The sequence below is a fragment of the Aureimonas altamirensis genome (genome assembly GCF_023702225.1).
In the GTDB taxonomy this organism is placed as follows: domain Bacteria; phylum Pseudomonadota; class Alphaproteobacteria; order Rhizobiales; family Rhizobiaceae; genus Aureimonas; species Aureimonas altamirensis_B.
In genome coordinates, this window is record NZ_JAMQCO010000005.1 from 26,232 (window position 1) to 50,097 (window position 23,866).

The 23,866-nt window shown below is 65.6% G+C and carries 23 protein-coding genes; 7 read left to right on the forward strand and 16 right to left on the reverse strand.

Annotated elements, in window-relative coordinates:
• Nucleotides 1-5: 5 nt before the first annotated feature.
• From tsaE to alr, 5 genes are all read right to left on the reverse strand, one after another.
• Complete coding sequence (gene tsaE, locus NDN16_RS09610) at nucleotides 6-1,517, reverse strand: tRNA (adenosine(37)-N6)-threonylcarbamoyltransferase complex ATPase subunit type 1 TsaE (RefSeq protein WP_251113413.1); 1,512 nt, start codon at nucleotides 1,515-1,517, stop codon at nucleotides 6-8.
• Nucleotides 1,517-3,910, reverse strand: a complete 2,394-nt coding sequence (locus NDN16_RS09615) for a sensor histidine kinase (protein ID WP_251113414.1) — start codon at nucleotides 3,908-3,910, stop codon at nucleotides 1,517-1,519. Before NDN16_RS09615 ends, tsaE begins: the two co-directional genes overlap by 1 nt.
• Nucleotides 3,911-4,025: 115 nt before the next feature.
• The gene (gene ahcY, locus NDN16_RS09620) at nucleotides 4,026-5,423 is read right to left on the reverse strand and encodes an adenosylhomocysteinase (protein ID WP_251113415.1); all 1,398 of its coding nucleotides are present in this window, start codon (nucleotides 5,421-5,423) and stop codon (nucleotides 4,026-4,028) included.
• Nucleotides 5,424-5,508: 85 nt separating this feature from the next.
• Complete coding sequence (locus NDN16_RS09625; protein ID WP_251113416.1) at nucleotides 5,509-6,765, reverse strand: D-amino acid dehydrogenase; 1,257 nt, start codon at nucleotides 6,763-6,765, stop codon at nucleotides 5,509-5,511.
• A complete protein-coding gene (gene alr / locus NDN16_RS09630; protein WP_435301086.1) occupies nucleotides 6,762-7,925 on the reverse strand; it encodes an alanine racemase in 1,164 nt (387 codons plus the stop codon). Before alr ends, NDN16_RS09625 begins: the two co-directional genes overlap by 4 nt.
• Nucleotides 7,926-8,055: 130 nt before the next feature.
• On the opposite strand from alr, the gene NDN16_RS09635 reads away from it, so the two are divergent.
• Genes NDN16_RS09635 through NDN16_RS09645 form a run of 3 tightly spaced genes read left to right on the forward strand, consistent with a single transcriptional unit; the run spans nucleotide 8,056 to nucleotide 9,208 of the window.
• A complete protein-coding gene (locus NDN16_RS09635; RefSeq protein ID WP_251113417.1) occupies nucleotides 8,056-8,496 on the forward strand; it encodes an Lrp/AsnC family transcriptional regulator in 441 nt (146 codons plus the stop codon).
• 50 nt (nucleotides 8,497-8,546) lie between these two features.
• Nucleotides 8,547-8,792, forward strand: coding sequence for a type II toxin-antitoxin system VapB family antitoxin (locus NDN16_RS09640; protein ID WP_251113418.1), 246 nt, complete (start codon nucleotides 8,547-8,549; stop codon nucleotides 8,790-8,792).
• On the forward strand, nucleotides 8,792-9,208 hold the full coding sequence (locus NDN16_RS09645) for a type II toxin-antitoxin system VapC family toxin (RefSeq protein ID WP_251113419.1): 417 nt from the start codon (nucleotides 8,792-8,794) through the stop codon (nucleotides 9,206-9,208). Before NDN16_RS09640 ends, NDN16_RS09645 begins: the two co-directional genes overlap by 1 nt.
• A 38-nt stretch (nucleotides 9,209-9,246) precedes the next feature.
• Here the strand turns inward: NDN16_RS09645 and NDN16_RS09650 are convergent, their stop codons facing one another.
• The 6 genes from NDN16_RS09650 to denD form a co-directional block, all read right to left on the reverse strand.
• Entirely contained in the window at nucleotides 9,247-10,146 is a 900-nt protein-coding gene (locus NDN16_RS09650; protein WP_251113420.1) for a carbohydrate ABC transporter permease, read from the reverse strand.
• 10 nt (nucleotides 10,147-10,156) lie between these two features.
• Nucleotides 10,157-11,089, reverse strand: a complete 933-nt coding sequence (locus NDN16_RS09655; protein ID WP_251113421.1) for a carbohydrate ABC transporter permease — start codon at nucleotides 11,087-11,089, stop codon at nucleotides 10,157-10,159.
• Between the two features lie 80 nt (nucleotides 11,090-11,169).
• Nucleotides 11,170-12,486, reverse strand: a complete 1,317-nt coding sequence (locus NDN16_RS09660; RefSeq protein WP_251113422.1) for an ABC transporter substrate-binding protein — start codon at nucleotides 12,484-12,486, stop codon at nucleotides 11,170-11,172.
• 76 nt (nucleotides 12,487-12,562) lie between these two features.
• Nucleotides 12,563-13,630, reverse strand: a complete 1,068-nt coding sequence (locus tag NDN16_RS09665) for an ABC transporter ATP-binding protein (protein ID WP_251113423.1) — start codon at nucleotides 13,628-13,630, stop codon at nucleotides 12,563-12,565.
• A 67-nt stretch (nucleotides 13,631-13,697) separates the two neighbouring features.
• Nucleotides 13,698-14,465 (reverse strand): SDR family oxidoreductase, encoded by a 768-nt coding sequence (locus NDN16_RS09670; RefSeq protein WP_251113424.1) that lies wholly within the window; start codon nucleotides 14,463-14,465, stop codon nucleotides 13,698-13,700.
• A gap of 48 nt (nucleotides 14,466-14,513) precedes the next feature.
• On the reverse strand, nucleotides 14,514-15,503 hold the full coding sequence (gene denD / locus NDN16_RS09675) for a D-erythronate dehydrogenase (RefSeq protein ID WP_251113425.1): 990 nt from the start codon (nucleotides 15,501-15,503) through the stop codon (nucleotides 14,514-14,516).
• A 404-nt stretch (nucleotides 15,504-15,907) separates the two neighbouring features.
• On the opposite strand from denD, the gene NDN16_RS09680 reads away from it, so the two are divergent.
• The 3 genes from NDN16_RS09680 (at nucleotide 15,908) to NDN16_RS09690 (ending at nucleotide 18,047) form a co-directional block, all read left to right on the forward strand.
• Nucleotides 15,908-16,921: a LacI family DNA-binding transcriptional regulator gene (locus tag NDN16_RS09680; protein WP_251113426.1), complete on the forward strand. Its 1,014-nt coding sequence runs from the start codon at nucleotides 15,908-15,910 to the stop codon at nucleotides 16,919-16,921.
• Between the two features lie 90 nt (nucleotides 16,922-17,011).
• A complete protein-coding gene (locus NDN16_RS09685; protein ID WP_251113427.1) occupies nucleotides 17,012-17,374 on the forward strand; it encodes a DMT family protein in 363 nt (120 codons plus the stop codon).
• Nucleotides 17,375-17,606: 232 nt separating this feature from the next.
• A complete protein-coding gene (locus NDN16_RS09690) occupies nucleotides 17,607-18,047 on the forward strand; it encodes a glyoxalase superfamily protein (protein WP_251113428.1) in 441 nt (146 codons plus the stop codon).
• A gap of 271 nt (nucleotides 18,048-18,318) precedes the next feature.
• Here the strand turns inward: NDN16_RS09690 and copM are convergent, their stop codons facing one another.
• Nucleotides 18,319-18,717, reverse strand: coding sequence for a CopM family metallochaperone (copM, locus tag NDN16_RS09695; RefSeq protein WP_251113429.1), 399 nt, complete (start codon nucleotides 18,715-18,717; stop codon nucleotides 18,319-18,321).
• 194 nt (nucleotides 18,718-18,911) lie between these two features.
• Between copM and NDN16_RS09700 the strand changes: the two genes are divergently transcribed.
• Complete coding sequence (locus NDN16_RS09700) at nucleotides 18,912-19,562, forward strand: hypothetical protein (RefSeq protein WP_251113430.1); 651 nt, start codon at nucleotides 18,912-18,914, stop codon at nucleotides 19,560-19,562.
• Here NDN16_RS09700 and hemN read toward each other — a convergent pair.
• From hemN to NDN16_RS09720, 4 genes are read right to left on the reverse strand one after another with little or no spacing between them, the layout of a single operon-like run.
• Nucleotides 19,546-20,871, reverse strand: coding sequence for an oxygen-independent coproporphyrinogen III oxidase (gene hemN / locus NDN16_RS09705; RefSeq protein WP_251113431.1), 1,326 nt, complete (start codon nucleotides 20,869-20,871; stop codon nucleotides 19,546-19,548). The two genes, NDN16_RS09700 and hemN, sit on opposite strands and share 17 nt — an antisense overlap.
• Before the next feature lies 1 nt (nucleotide 20,872).
• On the reverse strand, nucleotides 20,873-21,025 hold the full coding sequence (gene cydX, locus NDN16_RS09710) for a cytochrome bd-I oxidase subunit CydX (protein ID WP_251113432.1): 153 nt from the start codon (nucleotides 21,023-21,025) through the stop codon (nucleotides 20,873-20,875).
• An 18-nt stretch (nucleotides 21,026-21,043) separates the two neighbouring features.
• The gene (cydB, locus tag NDN16_RS09715; RefSeq protein ID WP_251113433.1) at nucleotides 21,044-22,192 is read right to left on the reverse strand and encodes a cytochrome d ubiquinol oxidase subunit II; all 1,149 of its coding nucleotides are present in this window, start codon (nucleotides 22,190-22,192) and stop codon (nucleotides 21,044-21,046) included.
• 27 nt (nucleotides 22,193-22,219) lie between these two features.
• Nucleotides 22,220-23,806, reverse strand: coding sequence for a cytochrome ubiquinol oxidase subunit I (locus tag NDN16_RS09720; protein ID WP_251113434.1), 1,587 nt, complete (start codon nucleotides 23,804-23,806; stop codon nucleotides 22,220-22,222).
• Between the last annotated feature and the right edge of the window lie 60 nt (nucleotides 23,807-23,866).

A 23,866-nucleotide genomic window follows, 5' to 3' on the forward strand; every position in this document is an offset into this window, starting at 1 on the left:
GTCCGTCAGGCGCCGGTGACGCCCCAGTCATCGTAGATCGCCTTCAGCCTCGCATTGGCGGGATGGAGGATCGATCGGTTCAGATAGGTCTGAATACGTGGAATGTGACGCAGGTATTGCGGCTTGCCGTCGCGCTCGTGCAGCCGCACGAAAAGTCCCAGAAGCTTGGTCGCGCGCTGGGCCGCCATGATGGCGTATTGCGCGGCAAGCGCCTCCGCGTCGAAGGCCGGGTCGATGGCCAGCGCCTCTTCCAGATAGGCTGCCGAAACCGCCTCTTCCAGGTCCTGCGGCATGTCTACGCGCGCATCCTGCGCCAGCGAGGCGAGATCGTAGGCGACCGGCCCGATCATGGCGTCCTGGAAGTCCAGGAGGCCGATCCGCGCCGGCCCGGACTGTTCCGCCTGCCACAGGATGTTCGGAGAATGAAAGTCGCGCATCACCAGGCCGCGCCGCGCGCCCTTGAGCCCGTCGAAAGTTGCCGACCAGGCGGCGCGGAACGCGTCCCGCTTCGCATCGGGGATGGGCTCGCCGTGCTGCCGCGGCCAGTACCAGTCGGCAAGTAGCTCCACCTCGATGGACAGGGCCGGCCTGTCGAAAGGCGGAATCGTCCAGGCGAAGCCGTGCCGCGTCTCGATCGGCCCGGTGAAGTCCTCGGCGTGCAGGCGCGCCAGCGCGCGGGCGCTTGCCTCGTAGCGGGCGGGGATCGGTTCGCCGTCCGGGGTAACGATCCCCTCGACGCCGAGATCGCCCAGAAGGACGAGCCCGGCAGGAACGTCCGCCGCCAGGACACGGGGCGCGGTGAAGCCGCGTGCGGAGAGTTCTTCCGCTATGGCGATGAAGGGGCGCACGTCGCGCGCGATATGGGCGATCTGCGTATAGGCGCGGCCGTTGCGGATGGCCGGGCCCGGAGGCTGCGCCGGTGCGTCCATCAGCACCATCGACCGGCCGTCATGCGTGGCGCGTTCGTAGCGGCGCACGCTGGCATCCGCCGGAAAGGGCATGCGGTGCGCGCCGCCGAAGCCGGCATCGTCCAGGAACCGGCGGATGGCCAGGCTGCGCGCCAGCCGAAGTGCAAGTTCCGGAGTTGGCGAAAGGGCGGCATCGCGCCCGCCGTCCGGCGCGATCGTCAGGGCGATCGTCAGGTTCGCCTCCTCCAGCGCCTGGCGCGCCCGCTCCGGCCACTCGACCAGCACGATCCCGGTTTCGGCGGCTTCCTCGAAGCCGAGCTCGTCCAGCTCGCTGTCCTCGGCCAGGCGATACAGGTCGAAATGCGTTACCTTCGGCGCCGTCTCGTAGGTCTGCGTCAGCGTGTAGGTCGGGGAGGGAACCTCCAGTTCGGGTTCGCCGGCCAGCTGGCGGATCAGCGCGCGCGCCAGCGTCGTCTTGCCGGCGCCGAGGTCTCCGGTCATCGCCACGACGTCGCCGGTCCGCAGGATGGCGGCCAGATCCTGCGCGAAGGCGTGGGTGGCGGCTTCGTCCGGCAGGTGGACCGTCAGGCCGGGTTCTACTATCACCATCAACGCGCGGCCTCGTGCAGTTTCGGGAAACGACAGGTCACGACGGTTCCTGCCCCGGCGCTGGAGGTAATCTCGACCTCGCCCTGATGCAACTCGACGAAGCTCTTGACGATGGACAGGCCGAGCCCGGCGCCGGATTTGCGGGCCCCCGCCGCATTCTGCTCGAACCGCTCGAAGGCCTTGGTCACGGTTTCCGGCGACATGCCCGGTCCCTCGTCGGTGACCGAAAAGAGCGTATCGGTGCCGTCCCGCCACACCGTCAGCCGAACCACCCCGCCGGCGGGAGAGAAGTTGACGGCGTTGGACAGGAGGTTGAACAGGATCTGCACCACCCGCTTGCCATCGGCGCGGAACGTGCTGCCGGCGGCGGCAAGGTCGGTCTCGATCCCGATATCGCCCTGCCGCGTCCTGTCTTCCACCGCCTCGATGGCCTGCTCGACCGTGCGCGCGATGTCGACGTCCGACAGGTCGAGCTGCAGCGTGCCGGCATCGATGGAAGCCAGGTCCAGGATGTCGTTGACGATGGTCATCAGCGCCCGCGTCGAGGTGATGATGTAGTCCAGATATTCGCTCTGGCGCTCGGTCAGCGGGCCCGTGTCGAGCGATCGCAGCAGGGCTGAAAAGCCGATGATGTTGGTCAGCGGCGAGCGCAGCTCGTAACTGACATGCTGGACGAAATCGTTCTTCAGGCGGTCCGCTTCCTCGAGCGCCTCGTTGCGCTCGCGCAGCATGCGCTCGGCCTGGCGCGCCACCGAGACGTCGGAAAATGTCAGCATGGTCTGGCCGTTGGGCAGCGGCACGATGCCGTAGCTCTGGGTGCGGCCGTCCTCGAGTTCGAATTCGCCGCTTTCCGTCAGGCGTGCTCCCTCGTCGAAGGCCGTGACGGCATTGGCGAACAGCTCCCAGGACGGCGATCCCGCCACGCCCTTTCGCAGCGCAAAAGGCGTCGCCCTGGCGAAGGAGCGGATATGCGGCTTGGCCGCCAGGAAGTCGCGCGAGAGCCCCCACATTTCCGCGAAGGTCGGGTTGGAGAGGCGCAGCCGCCCATCCTGGCCGAACACGGCGACCGCTTCCTTCAGGTAGTCGAGCGTTTCGCCCTGCAGGCGGACCAGCGAGTTCAGGCGGCTTTCGAGCTGAAACTTCTCGGTCAGGTCCTCGAACACCCAGGTCGCGCCGCCCTGCGGCTCCGGGCTGGCGAAGACGCGCAACGTGCGTCCGTCGGCCAGATGCCAGAGCGCGTCGGTGGGGCGCGTGGCGCGGTAGGCGGCCAGGATATCGTCCTTCAGGTCGCGCAACGGCCTGTCTTCCGGCATGATGCCGCGCGTGCGCAACTGGTCCATGATGGCGACGTGATCGGGCTTGCCGTCCAGATAGGATTCCGACAGGTCGAAAAGCTTCTGGAACTCGGCATTGTAGTATGTCAGCAGCGTCTTGGCGTCGAAGCGCGCCACCGCCGTCGTCAGGTGGTCGAGCGTCTCGGAATGGCTGCGCAAGGTCGCCTTCAGTTCGCGGCGCACCGTCTCGACGGCGGAGACGTCCGAAGCCAGGCCGGCCGAGCCGAGCGGGCCTGCCGCCTCGATGACGTCGAAATTGCGCCTGTCGCCTTCCACCACCGCGGTCAGCCCGCCGCGGAAGACGCCCGTTCCGGCAACCGACTGGGCGATCGCGGCGCGGTCCTGCGCGTTGAAGAACTCGACCTGCCGGTCCACCGTCTCGTCGACGCTTTCCGCCTCGACGCTGCGGGCGAAGGCCGTATTTACCCATACCAGCACGCCGCTGCGCGCGCGCAGCCACATCGGGGTGGGAGCCGCATCGAACAGGCTCTGCATCGTCTCGATGGTGGCGGTGGTGCGCTGGCGCTCGATGCGCAACGTCGCCAGTTCCTCGCGCATGCCGGACAGGGGCGTGAAGCGCACGACGGCGAGGGCGCCGACCGTGCGTCCGGCCACTTCCAGAGGCCGCCCGTTCGCCAGTTCGACCTCGCGGCGGAAGCCTTCGGCGCTGGCGCGCAACCGGTCGATCTCGCGTTCCAGCGCCATCGCGTCGTAGGCCGGCATCCAGTCCCTGAACGACAGGAAGGCGGCGGCCTCGCGGGGGGCCTCGTATTCCCGCGGGAGGCTGCCGAGCACCTCGGGCGAATCGCGTCCGGCAAAGGCCACGATGCGCTGGTCGGTTGCGGCGATGATGCCGGCTCGGATATCGGCAAGGCCCTGCGCGTCCGCCAGCTCTCCGCGCAGCCTGTCGGCATCGGCCAGAAGGCGGGCGCGCTGGCGCATGTGCCAGACGGCGATCAGCAGGGCGCCGGCCAGGAACAGGGCGGCCACCGCAAGCGCGAGAATCATCTCCGGGCTGGCGGATCCCGCCAGTTGTCCCGCCTGCGTCTCACCCTGCATCCGATTCCCCTCGAGCGTCCCCGCCGGGGCGCGCGCCCCGGCTCGATTCGCTCAAGTTTAGAGCGTCATGCGGGCAGATGGAATCGCTTCCGTGGCCTGTCCGCGAACGAATGCGTCAGTAGCGGTAATGCTCGGCCTTGAAGGGCCCCTGCGGCGATACGCCGATATAGGCGGCCTGGTCCTCGCTGAGCTCGGTCAGGCGCGCGCCCAGCTTGCCGAGGTGCAGCCGCGCCACCTTCTCGTCGAGATGCTTGGGCAGCACATAGACCTCGTTGGCATAGGAGCCGCCCTTGGTGAACAGTTCGATCTGCGCCAGCGTCTGGTTGGTGAACGAGGCCGACATGACGAAGGACGGATGGCCCGTGGCGTTGCCGAGATTGAGCAGGCGTCCCTCGGACAGGAGGATGATGCGCTTGCCGTCGGCAAACTCGATCATGTCGACCTGCGGCTTGACGTTCGTCCACTTCAGGTTGCGCAGCGCGCCGACCTGGATCTCGTTGTCGAAGTGGCCGATATTCCCGACGATGCACATGTCCTTGAGGGCGCGCATGTGCTCCAGCCGCACGACATCCTTGTTGCCGGTGGTGGTGATGATGATGTCGGCCGTCGGCGCGGCGTCCTCCAGCGTCACGACCTCGAAGCCGTCCATCGCGGCCTGCAGGGCGCAGATCGGATCGACTTCCGTCACCTTCACGCGCGCGCCGGCGCCGGCCAGCGACGCGGCGGAGCCCTTGCCCACGTCGCCATAGCCGCAGACCACGGCCACCTTGCCGGCCATCATCACGTCGGTGCCGCGGCGGATGCCGTCGACCAGCGATTCCTTGCAGCCATACTTGTTGTCGAACTTCGACTTGGTGACGCTGTCGTTCACGTTGATGGCGGGGAAAGGCAGGAGGCCCTTCTTCTGCAACTGGTAAAGGCGGTTGACGCCTGTCGTCGTCTCTTCGGTAACGCCACGGATGGCGTCGCGCTGGCGCTTGAAGAAGCCCGGCGTCTTTTCCATGCGCCTGGCGATCTGGCGGAAAAGGATCTCCTCCTCCTCGTTGCCGGGGTTGGACAGCACGTCTTCGCCCGCTTCCGCGCGCGCGCCGATCAGGATGTACATCGTGGCGTCGCCGCCATCGTCCAGGATCATGTTGGAGGGCTCGCCGTCCGGCCACTGGAAGATGCGGTCGGTGTACTCCCAATACTCTTCCAGGCTCTCTCCCTTCACGGCGAAGACGGGCGTGCCCGTCGCGGCGATGGCGGCCGCCGCGTGGTCCTGCGTCGAAAAGATGTTGCACGATGCCCAGCGTACGTCGGCGCCCAGCGCCTGCAGCGTCTCGATGAGCACACCCGTCTGGATCGTCATGTGCAACGAGCCGGAGATGCGCGCGCCCTTGAGCGGCTTGTCGGCGCCGAATTCGTCGCGGCAGGCCATGAGGCCCGGCATCTCGGTTTCGGCGATTGTGAGTTCCTTGCGGCCCCAGTCGGCCAGGGCGATGTCGCGGACGACGTAGTCTTGTGCGGTCATGACGGAAAATCCCGTTCCGGAGCCTCGATCGGCGACCGATCTACCAGATGGGCCGCGCGGCGCACAAGGGGATATAAACTTTTCCTTATGTCTTTGCGTAGCGATCGGCCGACAGGTCGTCGCTGCGGATGTCGGTGCTGCGGCCGCTGACGATATCGGCCAGCAGGCGGGCGGAACCGCAGCTCATCGTCCAGCCGAGGGTGCCGTGACCCGTATTCAGGAAGAGGTTGCGAACCGACGTCTTCCCGATGATCGGCGTGCCATCCGGCGTCATCGGCCGCAGGCCGGACCAGAAGCTGGCGGCAGACAAGTCGCCGCCGGGGAAGAGGTCGCCGACGGACTGTTCCAGCGTACGGCGGCGCGCCTGCGGCAAGGCGTTGTTGTAGCCGGAAATCTCGGCCATGCCGCCCACGCGGATGCGGTCGCCGAGCCGCGTGAGGGCGATCTTGTAGGTTTCGTCCATCACGGTGGATTCGGGCGCCAGCGCGGCGTCGCGGATGGGGATGGTCAGCGAATAGCCCTTCACCGGATAGACGGGGATGCGGATGCCGAGCGGCCGCACCATGAAGGGCGAGAAACTGCCCAGCGCCACGACGACCGCGTCGAAAGCCTCGGTCTGTCCGTCGACGACGATACCGGTGGCCCGGCCACCCTGTTCCACGATCCGCTCGACCTTGCAGCCGAAACGGAACGAGATCCCCGCCGCTTCGGCCATGGCGGCAAGCGAGTTGGTGAACTTGAAGCAGTCCCCCGTCTCGTCCTGCGGGGTCCTGAGCCCACCGGCGATCTTGCCCCTTACGCGCGCCAGCGCCGGCTCGGCCGCAACGCAGCCATCCGCATCCAGCACCTCGTAGGGGATGCCGTCGGCGGCCAGCGCCTTGACGTCCTTGGCGGAGGCGTCCACCTGCGCCTCTGTCCGGAACAACTGCAGCGTGCCGCGCTGGCGGGAATCGTATTCGATGCCCGTTTCCGTCCGCAGCGCCGCCAGGCAGGTGCGGCTGTAATCGGCGACGCGCAGCATGCGGCCCTTGTTGCGGGCATAGGCCGCGGACGTGCAATTGGACAGCATCTGCGCCATCCAGCCCAGCATCGCGGCATCGGGCTTCGGCCGCAGGATCAGCGGAGCATGCTCCATCATCAGCCACTTTATCGCCTTGACCGGAATGCCGGGCGCTGCCCAGGGCGACGAATAGCCGAACGAGACCTGGCCGGCATTTGCGAAGCTGGTTTCCAGCGCCGGACCCTTCTCGCGGTCGAACAGCGTCACCGCGTGGCCGGCCTTGCCGAGATACCAAGCCGATGTGACGCCGATGACGCCGCCACCCAGAACTGCGACCTTCATGCGACGGCTCCCTTGCCGGTTTCGTCGCGATAGACGCGCGTGAAGCGCATGCCGAGCGACGTCAGGATTTCGTAGGATATGGTGCCGGCATCCGCCGCGACCGCGTCGAGAGTGCGGTGCGGCCCGACCAGTTCGACCCGATCGCCCGGCGCAAGCGCCGGCACGGCGGTCGCGTCGAGGATGATGCTGTCCATCGATACCCGCCCTGCGAAGGGCAGCGCATGGCCCTCGAACCAGGCCGAACCCCTGTTGCTCGAGGCTCGATGCCATCCGTCCGCATAGCCGACCGGGATGGTGGCGAGGCGCATCCGGCCCGTGGCATGGCGGCTGAACCCGTAGCCGATGCCGGCGCCGGGCGGCACCGTGCGGATCTGCGCCACGGGCGCTTCAACCGTCGCCACCGGTTTCATCGGGTTCGGCCGGCCGGGGATGGGCGCGCCGCCATAGAGCGCGATACCGGGCCGGACGAGGTCGAAGCGGAAATCCGGCCCCAGCATGATCCCGGCCGAATTGGCGAGCGACCGGCGGGCCGCGGGCAACAGCGCCGACAGTGCCCGGAAATTGGCTAGCTGCATCGCGTTGGCTGCGTTGTCCGGCTCGTCGGCGCAGGCGAGATGACTCATGAACAGGGTGAAGTCGAGGCCCTCGAACGCGGTGGCGTCGGCGGCGATGGCCTCGAGCTCTTCGGGCGGCAGTCCAAGGCGGGACATTCCGGTGTCGGCCTGCAGGGCGGCGGGCAGGCGTCGGCCGAGCCGGTGGGCAAGTGCGCGCCAGGCCGCAAATTGCGGGCGCGAATTGAGAACGGGGGTGATCCGTCGCTCCGCGCACTCCGCCTCGAGCTCCGGCTGCACGCCGTTCAGGACGAAGAGTTCGGCATCGCCGGGCAATCCGTCGCGAAGGGAAAGCGCCTCCATGAGTTGGGCGACGAAGAATGTCCGGCACCCTTCTTGGTACAGGACCTGCGCGATCCGCGCGGCGCCCAGGCCATAGGCATCGGCCTTGACGACGCCGGCCACGGCCGCTCCGGCGGCTGCTTGGCACAGGCCGCGATAATTAGACCGCACGGCGGCAAGGTCGATCGTCAGGGTGCCCGCGCCGACCATGGCCAGTGGTGAAATGTCGATTGACCCGCTGGAATGCATGACGTTCGGCCCGTTCATCCCGATCTTCCCCGCTGCGGCGCGATAAGGGAAGAATGGCCGAATGATTGTCGAATGTTTGCGCTTATGAGAGAAGGAAAGACGAATATGCGTCCGCCAGGCGCATGAAGTTCGAAAGGTCCGCAATAATTTGCACGACATCGACCGAATAGACCGCGCCATCATCCGTGCCCTGCGGCAGGACGGGCGCCAGACCAATTCAGCGCTGGCCCAGAAGGTCGGCCTGTCGCAGTCGGCATGCCTTCGGCGCGTGCAGATCCTGGAGGAGCGGAAGGTGATCCGCGGCTACACCGCGCTCGTCTCCGGCCCGGCGGCGGCGGATGCGCATGTGGTGATCGTGCGCATCAGCCTGGAGCGGCAGACGGAAGACGTGCTGAACCGCTTCGAGGCCGAGGTGCTGAAGCACCCCGAAATCCGCGAATGCTACCTGATGACGGGCGAGGAGGATTACCTCCTGCGTCTCGAAGTCGCCGGGGCGGGCGATTACGAGCGCGTCCACAAGGAGATCCTCTCGCGCCTGCCGGGCGTGTTGCGGATCAACTCCAGCTTCGCGATCCGTAGCGTTCTCTAGAAAGCGAGATATCGGAATGATATATCTGGATATCAGAAGGAGATATCCAGATGGCGCTTTTCATTCGTGATGCCGATGTCGATGCGATGGCTGAAGAGATAAAGATGCTGACGCAGGCGCCGACAAAGGCTGCGGCCGTCCGCGAGGCGCTGCGTGCGCAACTCAACCAAATTCGGAAAGAGCTGCCGATCAGGGAAAGGTTGAAGCGCGCGAGAAGGCTGGCCGATGCGCTGGGACCGAGCGATCCGAGCTTCGAGATGAAAGCCTTTAGCGACGACATGTGGGGCGGCATTTAATGTTTATCGACGCTTCCGCGATCGTTGCTGTTCTCACCCGCGAACCGGGTTTCGAAGAGCTTGAAAGGCGCCTGAACGAAATTCGGGGTACATTCTACGTCTCTCCCTTGGTTCGTTACGAAGCCACGCTTGCCCTTGCTCGCGCCAAGAGCGGAGAGAGAAGGCCGGATGCGGAACTCGTCTCTTATGCCGAAGCGGTTGTTTCAGCATTCATCGAGGACATCGGCGCTGAAGAGGTATCCATCGACAGTAAAATCGGCGTTGCGGCGATAGAGGCGTCTGCACGCTATGGAAAGTCTGTCGGCCATGCGGCGGATCTCAATTTCGGCGACTGTTTTGCCTATGCGTGTGCTCGGCGCCTCGGCGTCGGCCTGATCTACAAGGGCTCGGATTTTATCCATACCGACCTGGCTTGAGGCGGCGGTCGCGAGCGGCCGCCGCAAACACATCCCGCCTATTCCTTGACCGCGCCCGTCATCGACGAGACGTAATAGTCGACGAAGAAGGAATAGAGGATCACCACGGGCAGCGAGCCGATCAGCGCTCCGGCCATGAGCGACCCCCATTCGTAGACGTCGCCGCGCACCAGTTCCGTCAGGACGCCCACCGGCACCGTCTTGTTTTCCGAAGACTGGATGAAGGTCAGTGCGTAGATGAACTCGTTCCACGACAGGGTGAAGGCGAAGATGCCGGCCGAGATGAGGCCGGGGATCGCCAGCGGCAGCACGATCTTGGTCAGGATCTGCCATCGTGTCGCACCGTCCACCAGCGCGCTTTCCTCCAGTTCGAACGGGATCGACCGGAAGTAGCCCATCAGCAGCCAGGTGCAGAAGGGGATCAGGAACGTCGGGTAGGTCAGGATCAGCGCCAGCCGCGTGTCGAAGATGCCTGCCTGGAAGACGATGAAGGCGAGCGGAATGAACAGGATGGACGGCGGCACCAGATAGGCGAGGAAGATCGACAGGCCCGCCACGCGCGCGCCGCTGAAGCGCACCCGCTCGATGGCGTAGGCGGCGAAGACGGAGGCGCCCAGCGACAGGAAGGTGGAGGCGACCGCCACGATGATCGTGTTCCACAGCCAGCCCGGATAGGACGTCTCGAATAGGAGATAGCGGATGTGGTCCAGCGTCGGCCTGACCACCCAGAACGGGCTGTAGGTCTGGTAATCGGTCAGCTGCTCGTTCGGCTTAACCGCCGTGATCGCCATCCAGTAGAAGGGAAACAGCAGGACGAAGACGAAGACCGCCAGTGGCAGGTAGATCACCAGGATCCGGCGGGCCAGCGTGTCGTGGTGCGACATGCCGACGATGTCGTCGACGACGGGAGCGGCATTGGCTTGGGTCGTATCGGTCATTGTCGGTGCCTCAATCGTTGCCGCCCTGCTGCCACTTGCGGCGTTGCAGGCCGAAGAAGCTTAACAGGATTGCTGCGAGCAGGAAGGGGATCATGGCGACGGCGATGGCCGCGCCCTCGCCGAGCTGGCCGCCCGGTATGCCGCGCTGGAAGGACAGCGTCGCCATCAGGTGCGTCGCATTGACGGGGCCGCCGCGCGTCAGCACGTAGATGAGCTGGAAATCGGTGAAGGTGAACAGGACCGAGAAGGTCATGACGACGGCGATGATGGGCGTCAGCAAGGGCAGGGTCACGCTACGGAACCGCTGCCACGATGTCGCGCCGTCCAGTGCCGCGGCCTCGTGCAGCGATTGCGGAATGGTCTGCAGGCCGGCCAGCAGCGAGATGGCGACGAAGGGAATGCCGCGCCAGACATTGGCCGCGATCACCGAGGCGCGCGCATTGGTGGGATCGCCGAGGAAGTTGATGGGCGCGTCGATCAGCCCCCATTGCATCAGCACCCAGGAGATGATCGAGAACTGGCTGTCGAAGATCCACCAGAAGGCGAGCGCCGACAGCACGGTCGGAACCACCCACGGAAGAAGGATGATGGCGCGGAAGAGATTCTTGAAGGGCAGGTGCTCGTTCAGGATGATGGCCAGCCACAGGCCCAGCGCGAATTTCAGCACCGACGCGACGGTGGTGTAGAGCACCGTGTTGAAGACCGACATCCAGAAGACGCTGTCGTCGAACAGCCAAAGGTAGTTCTCCAGGCCGATGAAGACGCCCGGCCTGCCGATCTGCGTATCCGTGAAGCCGAGCCAGACGCCCAGGAACAGGGGATAGGTCAGAAAGCAGATCAGGAAGACCGCTGCCGGCAGCATGAACAGAAGGCCGAGGCCGTTCCGGCTTTGCGACAGGCGGTCGAGGAAGGAGGGCTTGGGCGCACTCTCGATGCTGGACATGGATCGTTTCCCCGAAGGATGGGCCGGGCGGAAGACCGGGTCCGCCTCGGAGGCGGACCCGGCGATACCCCATGCAGGCTTTAGCGGTAGTAGCGGCTGGCGCGGCGTTCGGCGTTGCGCATCGCATCTTCCGGCGAGCGCTGGCCGGTGACGGCCTCCGCGAACATGTCCACCAGCACGTAGTCGGCCATGGCGCCCGCCGAGGCGGAGCCGAGCGGGCCGGCGTAGCCGTTCGGGCGCAGGCTCGCCGAAGCGCGCGAATAGGGCTCGTGGATCGGGTTGGCGGTCCACACCGGGTTGCTCTCGTAGGCCCGCAGCGGCTGGCAGCAATAGGCGTTGGCGCCCTCTACCCAGGCGTTCATCTGGTCATTGCCGTAGATGAACTTCAGGTAGGCCTTCGCGGCCTCCGGATATTGCGTATGGGCAAAGACCGACATGGTCGAGGCCTGGTGCAGCTCGACCGATTCTCCGACCGGCCCGATGGGCAGGTTCACCGAGCGCATGTCGGCGGCAAGCTCGGCCAGTGCCGGATCCTTCGTCGCGGCATAGTACATCGACACGCCGTTCGCCGTCAGGGATACCTGGCCGGCCAGGAAGGCGCGGTTGTTGTTGACGTCGAGCCAGCTTTCCGTGCCGGGGATGAAGGTCTTGTACAGCTCCTGCGCATACTGGATCGCGGCCAGGGTCTCCGGGCTGTTGATGGTGACGGCGCCTGCCTCGTCCACCATCTTGCCGCCATGGCTCCACAGCAGCCAGTGGGCGTAATTGTTGCCGTCGCCAACCGCCTTGCCGTGGGGGAAGCCCGCCGGCGTGCCCTTGGCCTGCAACGCCTTGCAGAGCTCGAGGAAACCGGCGGTGTCCTCCGGAAATTCGCTGAAGCCGGCAGCCTTCATGTGGCTGTCGCGGTAGCAGATCGCGTTGCCGATGGCGCAGAGCGGCAGGGCGATGAACTTGCCGTCGCGCTTGGCATAGCCTTCCAGGCCAGGATACCAGCCGCCGTCGCGCGCGCCGAGATACTCGCCGAGGTCGGTAAGGTCGAGGAGCTTGTCCGGATATTGCTGCGGATCGTCGAACCAGCTCATGACGATGTCCGGGCCGGAGCCGACATTGGCGGCCACCGCCGCCTTCGGGCGAACGTCTTCCCAGCTTTCCTTGTCGATCCGCACCTCGACGCCGGTCGCGTCGGTGAAGGCCTTCGTGTTGGCCAGGAAGGCTTCTTCCTCGGCCGGCACGAACGGGACCCAGCGCAGCACGCGCAGGGAAGCGCCGGCTTCCGGCGTGAAGGTTGGCTCGGCGGCCTGTGCGAAGGCGTTGCCGATACCGAAGCGACCGCCGAGGGCCGCGCCGGCGGCGATGCCGGCGGTGCCGGCAAGGACGTTTCTGCGCGTGATCTTCATGGGTTGTGTTCCTCCCTGCGTTTCCCGGGACTTATCCTCCTGCCGCGCCCATCCCGGATCCTGCGCGGCGAACGGATCAGTCGACGAGGCGTTGGCCGCTCTTGGCGTCGAACAGATGAATGGCGTTCGGGTCGATCGCCACATGGATCGTCTCGCCCGGCGCGACGGCGACGCGCTCGCGGAAGACGCAGCTGATCTCGGATTGGCCGAGCTTCGCCACGACCTGGCTTTCGTAGCCTGTCGGCTCGATCACCACGACCTGCAGCGGCACCCCGGACGCAGACAGCGTCATCGCTTCCGGGCGCATACCGTAGACAAGGTCCTTGCCCAGCGCCGAAGCCGGCGGCCGGCCGACCGGCAACACGGTCCCGTCACCGGTCACGAAGCGGGTCGGATCGTTCGGGTCCAGACGCCCGGACACCATGTTCATGGCGGGCGAGCCGATGAAGCCGGCGACGAACAAATTGGCCGGCCTGTCGTAGAGGTCGAGCGGCTTGCCGACCTGCTCGACGATGCCGTCATGCATGACGACGATCTTGTCGGCCATGGTCATGGCCTCGATCTGGTCGTGCGTCACGTAGACCGTGGTCGTCGTCAGGCGCTGATGAAGGTTCTTGATCTCGGCGCGCATCGACACGCGCAGCTTGGCGTCGAGGTTGGACAGCGGCTCGTCGAACAGGAACACCTGCGGGTCGCGTACGATGGCGCGCCCCATGGCGACGCGCTGACGCTGGCCGCCCGAAAGCTGCCGGGGGAAGCGGTCCAGAAGATGCGACAGCCCCAGGATCTGCGCCGCCGGCGCGACGCGGCTCTCGATCTCGCTGGCCGACGCTCCCTTGAGCTTCAGCGAGAAGGCCATGTTGTCGCCGACCGTCATATGCGGATAGAGCGCATAGTTCTGGAACACCATGGCGATGTCCCTGTCCTTGGGCGGCAATTCGTTGACCACCTTGTTGCCGATGCGAATCTCGCCCGAGGTGATGTGTTCCAGCCCCGCCAGCATGCGCAGGAGGGTGGATTTGCCGCAGCCCGACGGACCGACGAGGATGACGAACTCGCCATCCTCGATGTCGATGTTGACACCCTTGATGACCGGGTGGGCGCCATAGTTCTTGCGCACGTCGACGATATCGACAGATGCCATTCTTGCTCCTCCCGCAAGCGCGCCGCCTCTCTCCCGCGGCGCGGTTTGCCTGTTATCCCGTTTCCCGTCAGCCGCGTCCGACGAAGGGCATCCTGTTGGCCATGACGGTCATGGTGAGCACGTTGGCGCTCAGCGGCAGGCCGGCCATGTAGCGGACGGCCTCGCCGACCAGCTTCGGGTCGATGGTCGCTTCCGCCGCCGTGCTGCCGTCCGCCTGCAATACGCCCTTGGAGATCGTCGTCGTCATCTCGCTGGCGGCATTGCCGATATCGATCTGCCCGCAGGCGATGTCGAAGGCCCGGCCCTCCAGCGACGTCGCCTTGGTCAGCCCCGAGATCGCGTGCTTGGTGGCGGCATAGGGCGCCGAATGCGGCCGCGGCGTCGTGGCCGATACCGAGCCGTTGTTGACGATGCGCCCCCCTTGCGGCGATTGCGCCTTGAACTGCCGCACGGCGGCCTGCGTGCACAGGAAGGCGCCCGTCAGATTGGCGGCAACCACTGTGTTCCACTCGTCGAAGGCGACGTCTTCCAACGCCTTCAGGGGGGCGTTGACCCCGGCATTGTTGACCAGGAGGTCGATGCGCCCGAAGCGCTCGACGACGGTGTCGAACAGGGCCTTCACATCGTCCGGCCGGGAAATGTCGGCCGCCACTGCGATTACCGCGCCGCCGGAGGAAAGCTCGGCGGCGGTCGCGTCCAGGACGTCCTTGCGGCGTCCGGTGATGACCACGCTGAAGCCCGCTTCCGCCAGCTCCCGGGTGATGGCCTTGCCGACGCCCGTTCCGCCGCCGGTGACGATGGCGACCTTGCCGTCGCCATTCCTGTCGTTGCTCATTGCGATGCCCTTGTTGTCTCGTCCCGTCGTCTCGTTCCCGATGCCGGTTCAGGCCGCGATGCGCCCGCCGAGTTCGTCATCGATATGCGCCCGGATGATCGCGTCGAAATCGGTTTCGGCGGTGAAGCCGAGTTCGCGCGCACGGCGCGCCTCGAAATTGGTGGCCCAGCCGGCGACGATGCGCTGGATGGTCTCGTCCGGCTCGCGGCGGATCAGCCGCACGGCCTTGTCGCCGGCGACGCGCCGCAATGCTTCGATCTCTTCGCCCACGGTCGCCGAAAGGCCGGGCATCGTCAGGTTGATGCGGGGGCCGACCGGCGCAAGATCCATCGTTGCCGCATGGATGAAGAAGCCGACGGCCGAGCGTGGGCTGGCGAACCAGTGCCGGACGCTTTCGTCCACGGGCAGGACGGCCTCGTGCCCGGAAAGCGGCTCGCGCAGGATGTTGGAGAAGAAGCCCGACGCCGCCTTGTTGGGCTTGCCGGGGCGGATGCAGATCGTGGGAAGGCGGATACCGATGCCCGACAGAAACCCCTTGCGGGAATAGTCCGCCAGGAGAAGCTCGCCGATGGCCTTCTGCGTGCCGTAGCTGGTGAGCGGATAGAGGGCGAAATCCTCGGCGATCGTCTCGTCGAAGGGCGCTCCGTAGACCGCGATGGACGAAGCGTAGACGACGCGGGGCTTGTAGGGCTGCTTCATGCCCTCGTGGCGGATCGCCTCCAGCAGGGCATGCGTGCCGGTCTGGTTGACGCGGTAGCCCTTGTCGAAGTCGGCTTCCGCTTCGCCGGAAACGACGGCGGCCAGATGGATGATCAGGTCCGGCCGGCCGGAAACGAGCCGTTCCGCCACGCCGGGCTCGGAAAGATCGACAGCCTCGCCGGTTGCGACGGCACTCAGCGCCGCAGGCGCCGCTGGCTCCACCACGTCGACCAGCGTCAGCCTGTCGATCGCCGCGCCCAGCGCCTCGGGCTCCGCGGCTACCTTGTCCAGTATCTTGCGACCGACCATTCCGGCCGCCCCGATCATCAGTACGTGCATTGCGCCTGCTTCCGTTAATGGCCCGGGACGCCGACGCCCTTGAGCCTCAAGACAGTTGGAACGGGAAAGTGCCGTGACGTTTGCGATGGACGGCCCTCAGGCCGAAACCCCGCTATCCGCCGGCATGCGCATGATGCTCATGAAGGCCTCCCCCGATCGGCGTTTCCGGGCTTCCGGAGCGGCCGTAGAACCAGAATTCGTGTGGGAGCCGGCATCCGGCTTCCGTTTCCTGCGCCATCTTTCTGGTAGCGCTTGCGTTACGCCTAGCGAATTGCGATCACTCTGCCAAGCGCATTCTGGCAGCGCTGCCAAAAAAAGTATGACGATATCGTGTGGCGGGGATCGAACCCCTGTCGCACGGGGTGCGCGGCCAGCGCATCCCACCCCGGGGGAGGGGCTCCGACATGAAGGATCGGTACGGGCAACCGGCGGAACTGTCCGCCGTTACGCTTCGGGAAGTCAGCCGCGAAGCTGGCGTCGGAGCCAGCACGGTGTCGCGCGTGCTACGCAACCAGGGCTCCTTTTCCGCCAGGACGCGGGATCGTGTGCTGCAGGCGGTGGAGAAGCTCGGCTATGTACCGAACAGGCTGGCGGGCGCCCTCGCATCGGCCGGATCCAACCTCGTCGGCATCGTCATTCCCTCGCTTCACAATGTCGTCTTCCCCGATCTCCTGCGCGGTGTCACGCGCCAGCTCGACCGGACGGGCCGGCAGGCGGTGATCGGCGTCAGCGAATACTCCATCGAGAGGGAGCAGGCCCTGGTGGCCTCCATGCTGGCGTGGCGGCCCGCAGCGCTCCTGCTGGTCGGGCTGGAACATACGGATCGGACGCGCCAGATGCTGGATGCCGCCCATATCCGCGTGGCGGAACTGCTGGATCTCGATGGCGAAGGCGTGGATATCGTCATCGGGTTCTCGCATCGGGAGGCCGGGCGCGCCTGCGCACGCCACCTTCTCGAACGCGGTTACCGGAAGATCGCCTATATCGGTCGCGACTTCGCCAGCGACCGGCGCAGTGCCAAACGGTGTGCCGGCTTCCGCGAGATCCTGCGCGAGTCCGGGCTGGATCTCGTCGCGATCCGCGAACTGGACGGAGAGTCGTCCACCGAACTCGGCCGTGCCGCACTGGGGTCTCTGCTTGCGGAGCGCGTGCCGATGGACGCCGTGTTCTGCTCGAACGACGATTATGCGGTCGGAGCGCTGTTCCACTGCATGGCTTGCGGCGTCGACGTGCCGGGACAACTGGCGATCATGGGCTATAACGGGCTCGATATCGGGCGGGCGGCGCCGCTGCCGCTGGCAACCGTTTTGACCCCGCGCGTCGAAGTCGGCGAGATCGCGGCGCTGAAGGTCTTTTCCGACGAGCCGTCGCAGCGGCTGCAGGTGCCGTTCACCATCATCCCCGGAGCGACCGCCTGACGATCAGGGCCTTCCTCAGCCCTGCCATTGCGGGCGCGATCGCTTCCGCCTACGCATCCAGCGTTTCGGCCTCCTGTTCGGGAAGTTTTCATGACGCAATTCATCTCGCCCAGCCTCCTTCCCATCCTGCTTCTGGTCTGCTCCAACGTCTTCATGACCTTCGCCTGGTACGGGCACTTGAAGTTCGAGAACAAGCCGCTTCTTGCCGTCATACTGGTAAGCTGGGGCATCGCCTTCTTCGAGTATTGCCTCGCCGTGCCTGCAAACCGCTACGGTTCGCACGTCTATTCTGCGGCCGAACTGAAGACGATGCAGGAGGTGATAACCCTCGCCGTGTTCGCGGTGTTCTCAGTCACCTATCTCGGCGAGCGCCTGACGGTGAACCATCTGGTCGGCTTCGGTTTCATTGCGCTCGGAGCCTTCTTCATCTTCAAGGGACCACTCCGTTTCTGAGCATCAGCGTCCGATCGGACGCACGGCGCGCCAAGCGCTTCCGGGGCTTGAAAGAGCGTGCGGCACAGCCCATCTTCAGGGCCGGTTGCTGGCACCTGCCGCCCGCGGGCCCGGATGGGCCCTTGGTGAAGTCCAGCCTCACCTGCGATCCATCGGTGTCATCTCCGGGGCGCATCGTGGCAATGCGGGCACCATGCAGGAAGCCGCCTCTCTACGTTCGGAGAGACCCGACATGACCATGACATTCGACACAATCAGCGCCCGGACCCTCAAGTCCGAGGCGAAAGCCCTGCGCGAGAGCAGTGCGCGGACTGGCCTTGCCATGACGCACGGAGCGGCCCTCGAGGCGGTCGCCAGGGCGCATGGCTTCCGTGACTGGAATACGGCGCGAGCCACCTTGCCGGATCATGCCGCGGCACCGTTCCAGGTGGGCATGCGCGTCGGCGGCCATTATCTCGAGCGGCCTTTCGAGGGCCTCGTCGTCGGCGTCCGGCTGCTGGGCAGCCGTCCGCTCCTGTCGGTGACGATCCAGTTCGACAAGCCGGTCGACGTCACGCCGAACCTGATGTTCGAGACCCTGCGCCAGCGCGTCACCGCGACGGTGAATACCGAGGGCGTCTCGCCCGAATTGCGCGGCAACGGCAAGCCGGTCATGCAGTTGGCCCACCTTTAGGTCGGCGCACCCTACGCAAGCAGAAAAGGGGCTCCGGACATCTCCGGAGCCCCTTTTCCATGAAGATTCTGGAGAGCCCCCTCCGGCAGATCTTAAGCAAGGCCGAGGAAGCTGAGGATTGCGATGATGACGACAACAACCCCGATGATGTAAAAGATGTTCACGGCGTCTCTCTCCTGTTTTGGTCGAGCATTCAACGCCGGGTGCGACACAATGTTCCGACGGATGTGGACGGATGTGGACGGATGTTTCATTCCGTCCATGCGAATGATCACTGCGCCGCGACCGGTTCGGCGATGCCGCGCTGCTTCAACCAGTCGCGCATCTCCGCAATTTCCTTCTCCTGAGCCGCGATGACTTCTTGCGCCAGCGTGCGCGTGAATTCGTCCTTGCCGTATTCCAGCACGATCTTCGCCATGTCGATCGCGCCCTGATGATGCGGGATCATGCCCAACACGAAGGCAACGTCGGGATCGGCATTCTCGACACCCTCCATCATCGGCCCGTGCATCCTGTCCATCGCGTCCATGTACGCTTCGGTGGCGGGAGATGCCGTTTGCGCCGACGTCATGGCCGACATGTCGTGCCCCGCATGGGACCCGTTATCCTGTGCGGATGCGCCCGTTGCCGTCATGGCCGCGAACGCCGCTGCAAGAAGAAACCGCTTCATGATGCTGTCCAACCCCGTCTCTGGCGCGCCGTCCGCAATGGCCGGCACCGTGGTGGAACCGCCAGTACCCCTTCCAACCATGGGAAGGTCAAATCGTAATTCGGCGGTCGACCAAACGTGAGCGGTTGGCGAATATTTAACCTTGCATGACAGAAGGATGAAGGTTCATAAGGCTGTCATCGTATGGAGGGCTTATGAATACCTTCTCCGTTGGGCGTCGCTTCGCCGGCTTGACGCTCCTTGTGCTTGCGGCGACGCTTGCCCTGGCATTCGCTGCGGCAGGCCTATTGGGTTTCGAGGCCGCCTCTATCGAGGAGGGGCCGCTCGAGCGCGCCCAGGAAATCGTGCTGGCGCTGTCCATCTTCCTGTTCGTCGGTGCCGCGATCTACCAGCGTGGGGCCGGCCGGATGGCAAGCTTCGGCATGGTCCTGCTGTGCATCGTCTTCTTCCTGCGCGAACTGGAGCTTCCGGTCAGCGGACCGGTGACGGCCTACCTTCATACGGACACGTTCCGGTTGCACGAGACGATCGCGCTGCTGGCGCTTGGCCTTCCGTACCTGGCTCTCCGCTGGCGTCTGATTCCGCAGTTCTGGCACTATGCCGTATCCTTGCGCGGCTGGCCCTTCGTCCTGTCCGCCGCCCTGGTCGGGCTCGGCGCGGCCGCCGAAGCGATGGTGCCGTATTTTCCCGTCTGGTCGATGGGTGTCTTCTTCGAGGAGACCTTCGAAACGATGGCTTACGTCGTGCTTGCCTGCCTTGCGGTGCATGTGCTGTCGGCTGCCTTCCAGCAATGCCAGACACAGGCGGCCGATGCGATGCCGGGGCCCGTCACACGGCTCCGCTGAAGCGCATGCCGCTTTCCGTTCGATAACGATCGAAGACCGCGGCGGCCAGGCGCACGAAGGGGCGGCCGATCTCGGTCATTTCTATCCGTGTTCCGGCAACCCGCACGAGCCCGTCCGCCACGTAGGGCCGCAGAAGGGCGACTTCGTCGGCGAACCGGCCTCCATCCGTACCGAGATCTATCTGCAGATTGCACATCAACGCCTCGATGATCGACGCGCGGCGACGATCATCGTCCGAAAGCTCGTGACCGCGCCGCGTCGCCAGGCGGCCCTCCGTCACCATCCGCGAATAGGCGCCGATCGCGGGCTCGTTCTGGACGAAGCCTCCGGGCAGTTGCGAGATCGCGGATGCGCCAAAGCCGATCAGGCTGTTTCCCTCGTCGTCCGTATAGCCCTGGAAATTCCGGTGAAGGCGGCCTCCGCGCATGGCCTGCGCCAACGGATCGTCCGCAAGGGCATAATGGTCGATGCCGACGCGTTCATAGCCATGGCTGATGAGGCTGTCGCGTACGGCCTCGGCCAACGCCATCCGCAGGACCGGTCCGGGAAGCCGCTGCGGATCGATGAGCCTCTGGTTGGCGCGACGGTGCGGGAGGTGGGCGTAGCCGTAGCAGGCTATCCTGTCCGGCCGCATCGCCGCGACGGCGTCGCAGGTATCGGCGATGCTTCGCTCGGTCTGCTCCGGCAGGCCGTAGATAAGGTCTATATTGATCCGCGCGATGCCCGCATCCCGCAGCGTGCCCACGGCTGCCCTGACGACATCCATGGGTTGCTCGCGGCCGATGGCCTGCTGCACGACGGGGTTGGTGTCCTGGACGCCGAGACTTGCCCTGTCGACGCCGATATCCACCAGGCGTCGGCATAGCTCCGGCGACAATTGGCGCGGGTCCAGCTCGATGGAGTGCTCGCGGATATCCGATGTGTCGAAATGCCGGGCGAGCGTGTCGACGATCCGGACGAGCCCTTCGGCCCCCAGGATGGAGGGCGTGCCGCCGCCCCACGCCAGCCGGCCGATCGGGATGCGGCCGGCGCACAGGCCGGCAACGAGCCGGATCTCCTCTGCCAGCCTGTCGCGATAGGCATCGATGACGGTGTCGCGGCGCGCCATCTTTGCGTGGCATCCGCAGTAATGGCAGATCTGCTGGCAGTACGGCACATGGACGTAAGCGGAGACTGCCTCCCGCGGGTCGAGGTCGCGCAGCCAGCGTGCATGGTCGCGCGGGCCGACGGCAGCGTCGAAATCCGCTGCAGTCGGGTAGGAGGTGTAGCGGGGAACGGACAGGGCGGCGTAACGCTCCACGGTGTCCATCCTAGACGTTCCGCCGCGATGCCGGCTTGCCGCGGAACGGGCCGTCCGCCGGCCGCACCTGCAGACGATCCTCGCGCATTTCGAACCACATTGCGTTGAGGATGGCGAAGGCGCAGGCGAGGCCGACGCCGAGAATCCACGAGAAGTACCACATGGCTATCGTTCCTTTCCGTCAGTAGGCGTTGGGGTTGCGCTCGATGCTCTGCGCCGTCACCGGGCCGCGCATGACGCTGTAGACCCAGGTGGTGTAGGCCAGGATGAGCGGCAGGAAGACGAGCGTCGCCAGCAGCATGATGAACAAAGTGAGGTGGCTCGACGAGGCATCCCAGACCGTCAGGCTGACGCCGGGATCGAGGGATGAGGGCAGCAGGAAGGGAAACAGCGACAGGCCCGCCGTGGCCACGATGCCGGTGACCGACAGGCTCGAACCGCCGATCGAAAGCCAGCCGTTTCGGACAGACAGGCCGGCGAGGTACAGGAGCGCGCCGAGAAAGCCGAGCGCCGGGGCGGCGATCATCCACGGATGGGCTCCGAAATTGGTGAGCCATCCGCCGGGCACGAGCGCGACCGTCTTGGCAAGCGGATTGGAGGGCAGCGTGGTGACGATCGCGCCCGTCACGCGGTAGCCGTCGATGCCGTAAGCGATCCACAATCCGCCGAGGGCGAAGAGGGCGAGGGTCAGCACGGCTGCGATCCGGCCATAGCTTCGGCTGCGATCCGCCACCGCGCCCCGTGTCCGGGTGGCGATCACGCCGGCGCCGTGCATGACCAGCATGGCCACGCTGAGTACGCCGCACAGAAGCGGGAAGGGCCGCAGGAGGCCGAAGAACGATCCCTCGTAGCTGGGGCGCATGGCCGCGTCGAGGCCGAAGGGAACGCCCAAGAGCACGTTACCCACGGCGACGCCGAAGATGAGCGCCGGGACGAACCCGCCGATGAAAAGGGCCCAATCCCACAGGCTGCGCCAGCGCGGATCGGCGATCTTGCCGCGGAACTTGAAGCCGACGGGCCTGAGAATCAGCGCCAGGAGCACGGTGATCATGGCAAGGTAGAAGCCGGAGAACGACACGGCGTAAAGCGCGGGCCAAGCCGCGAAGATGGCGCCGCCGCCGAGCACAAGCCAAACCTGGTTTCCTTCCCAGGTGGGGCCGATGAGGTTGATGAGGATGCGGCGCTCCTCGTCGGTGCGCGCGGCGAAGGGCAGGAGCGTGCCGACGCCGAGGTCGTAGCCGTCGGTGACGGCGAAGGCGATCAGCAGGATGCCCAGAAGCGCCCACCAGATCAGCCGCATGGTTTCATAGTCGAGGGGAATGTCGATCATCTTTCGATATCCTGTTGGCGGCGTCGTTCAGTGCCGATCCGGGGTGGCCGCCGCGCCTTGCGGCGCAACAGGCGCGCCGGAGACGGCCTCCATGACGAGGTTGTGCCCGCTGGGTCCGGCCTTGATGACCTTGAGCATCAGGAGAACCATGATGATCGCCAGCACGGTGTAGAGCGTGACGAAGAAGCCGAGGCTGATCGCAAGGTCGGTCACCGAAAGGTCGGAAGCGGCATAGAAGGTTGGCAGTACGCCCTCGACCGCCCAGGGCTGGCGCCCGTACTCCGCGATGAACCAGCCGGCTTCGGCAGCGATCCAGGGCAGCGGCAGGCTGATCAGCGCCAGTTGGAGGAAGCGCCGGCTTTCCACGATGCGGTGCTTGCTCGTCTGCCAGAAGGCGAAGGCGAAGAAGGCTATGAAGTAGAAGCCCAGCGCCACCATGATGCGGAAGGACCAGAACATGGGGGCGACACCGGGGACGGTATCGAGCGCGGCGGCGGTGATCTCGTCCTGCGTGGCATTCAAAATGTCCTCGCGGTAGCGCTTGAGCAGCAGCGCGTAGCCGAGGTCGGGCCATGTCTCAGCAAACCGGGCCCGGGCGGCTTCGTCCGTACCGTCGGCGCGGATGGCCTGAAGGGCGCGATAGGCCTCCAGCCCATTGGCGATGCGATGGCCGGATGTTTCGACGAGGTCGAGAATGCCCGGGATCTCGCCCGTCAGGGAGCGTGTCGCGATCAGTCCCAGAGCGTAGGGAACCTGGATCTCGAAGCGATTCTGCCCGTTGCCCGGGAGGGCGAAGAGGTTGAATCCGGCGGGAGCCGGCTCGGTGTGCCACATGGCTTCCATGGCCGCGAGCTTCATCTTCTGGTGCTGGGTGGCCGCGTAGCCGCTTTCATCGCCCAGGACGACGACCGACAGCGACGCTGCCAGGCCGAAGCTGGCGGCGACCGCGATGGAGCGCTTGGCCAGGTCCAGATGCCGGCCGCGCAGGATGAAGTAGGCACTGATCGCTATGACGAACATGGCGCCGGTGACGTAGCCCGCGCTGACCGTATGGACGAACTTGGCCTGCGCGACCGGGTTGAAGATCACCGCCATGAAATCGGTGATCTCCATCCGCATCGTGTCCGGATTGAAGGTCGAGCCGACGGGGTTCTGCATCCAACCGTTGGCGATTAGGATCCAGAGTGCCGAGAAGTTGGCGCCCAGCGCGACCAGCCAGGTGACGCAGAGGTGCTGGACCTTGGAAAGCCTGTCCCAGCCGAAGAAGAAGAGGCCGACGAAGGTCGCTTCCAGGAAGAAGGCCATCAGCCCTTCGATGGCCAGGGGCGCACCGAAGATGTCGCCGACATAGTGGCTGTAATAGGCCCAGTTCATGCCGAACTGGAACTCCATGACGATGCCGGTGGCGACGCCCATGGCGAAGTTGATGCCGAAAAGCGTGCCCCAGAAGAGCGTCATGCGGCGCCAGATCTCGCGCCCCGTCATGACGTAGACGCTTTCCATGATGGCCATCAGGAATGACAGGCCGAGCGTCAGCGGCACGAAGATGAAGTGGTACATCGCCGTTGCCGCGAATTGCAGCCGCGACAGGTCGACGACCGTCAGATCGATCATGGTTTCATTCGCTTCTCTTGGCCGGACCGCCGATGGATTCTCTATACGGACGGGGCAGGT

What these genes read in the sequence shown, in the direction of transcription:
- tsaE (WP_251113413.1), bottom strand. Translation starts at nt 1,517, where the DNA reads ATGGTGATAGTAGAACCCGGCCTGACGGTCCACCTGCCGGACGAAGCC.
- NDN16_RS09615 (WP_251113414.1), bottom strand. Translation starts at nt 3,910, where the DNA reads ATGCAGGGTGAGACGCAGGCGGGACAACTGGCGGGATCCGCCAGCCCG.
- ahcY (WP_251113415.1), bottom strand. Translation starts at nt 5,423, where the DNA reads ATGACCGCACAAGACTACGTCGTCCGCGACATCGCCCTGGCCGACTGG.
- NDN16_RS09625 (WP_251113416.1), bottom strand. Translation starts at nt 6,765, where the DNA reads ATGAAGGTCGCAGTTCTGGGTGGCGGCGTCATCGGCGTCACATCGGCT.
- alr (WP_435301086.1), bottom strand. Translation starts at nt 7,925, where the DNA reads ATGAACGGGCCGAACGTCATGCATTCCAGCGGGTCAATCGACATTTCA.
- NDN16_RS09640 (WP_251113418.1), top strand. Translation starts at nt 8,547, where the DNA reads ATGGCGCTTTTCATTCGTGATGCCGATGTCGATGCGATGGCTGAAGAG.
- NDN16_RS09645 (WP_251113419.1), top strand. Translation starts at nt 8,792, where the DNA reads ATGTTTATCGACGCTTCCGCGATCGTTGCTGTTCTCACCCGCGAACCG.
- NDN16_RS09650 (WP_251113420.1), bottom strand. Translation starts at nt 10,146, where the DNA reads ATGACCGATACGACCCAAGCCAATGCCGCTCCCGTCGTCGACGACATC.
- NDN16_RS09655 (WP_251113421.1), bottom strand. Translation starts at nt 11,089, where the DNA reads ATGTCCAGCATCGAGAGTGCGCCCAAGCCCTCCTTCCTCGACCGCCTG.
- NDN16_RS09660 (WP_251113422.1), bottom strand. Translation starts at nt 12,486, where the DNA reads ATGAAGATCACGCGCAGAAACGTCCTTGCCGGCACCGCCGGCATCGCC.
- NDN16_RS09665 (WP_251113423.1), bottom strand. Translation starts at nt 13,630, where the DNA reads ATGGCATCTGTCGATATCGTCGACGTGCGCAAGAACTATGGCGCCCAC.
- NDN16_RS09670 (WP_251113424.1), bottom strand. Translation starts at nt 14,465, where the DNA reads ATGAGCAACGACAGGAATGGCGACGGCAAGGTCGCCATCGTCACCGGC.
- denD (WP_251113425.1), bottom strand. Translation starts at nt 15,503, where the DNA reads ATGCACGTACTGATGATCGGGGCGGCCGGAATGGTCGGTCGCAAGATA.
- NDN16_RS09680 (WP_251113426.1), top strand. Translation starts at nt 15,908, where the DNA reads ATGAAGGATCGGTACGGGCAACCGGCGGAACTGTCCGCCGTTACGCTT.
- NDN16_RS09685 (WP_251113427.1), top strand. Translation starts at nt 17,012, where the DNA reads ATGACGCAATTCATCTCGCCCAGCCTCCTTCCCATCCTGCTTCTGGTC.
- NDN16_RS09690 (WP_251113428.1), top strand. Translation starts at nt 17,607, where the DNA reads ATGACCATGACATTCGACACAATCAGCGCCCGGACCCTCAAGTCCGAG.
- copM (WP_251113429.1), bottom strand. Translation starts at nt 18,717, where the DNA reads ATGAAGCGGTTTCTTCTTGCAGCGGCGTTCGCGGCCATGACGGCAACG.
- NDN16_RS09700 (WP_251113430.1), top strand. Translation starts at nt 18,912, where the DNA reads ATGAATACCTTCTCCGTTGGGCGTCGCTTCGCCGGCTTGACGCTCCTT.
- hemN (WP_251113431.1), bottom strand. Translation starts at nt 20,871, where the DNA reads ATGGACACCGTGGAGCGTTACGCCGCCCTGTCCGTTCCCCGCTACACC.
- cydX (WP_251113432.1), bottom strand. Translation starts at nt 21,025, where the DNA reads ATGTGGTACTTCTCGTGGATTCTCGGCGTCGGCCTCGCCTGCGCCTTC.
- cydB (WP_251113433.1), bottom strand. Translation starts at nt 22,192, where the DNA reads ATGATCGACATTCCCCTCGACTATGAAACCATGCGGCTGATCTGGTGG.
- NDN16_RS09720 (WP_251113434.1), bottom strand. Translation starts at nt 23,806, where the DNA reads ATGATCGATCTGACGGTCGTCGACCTGTCGCGGCTGCAATTCGCGGCA.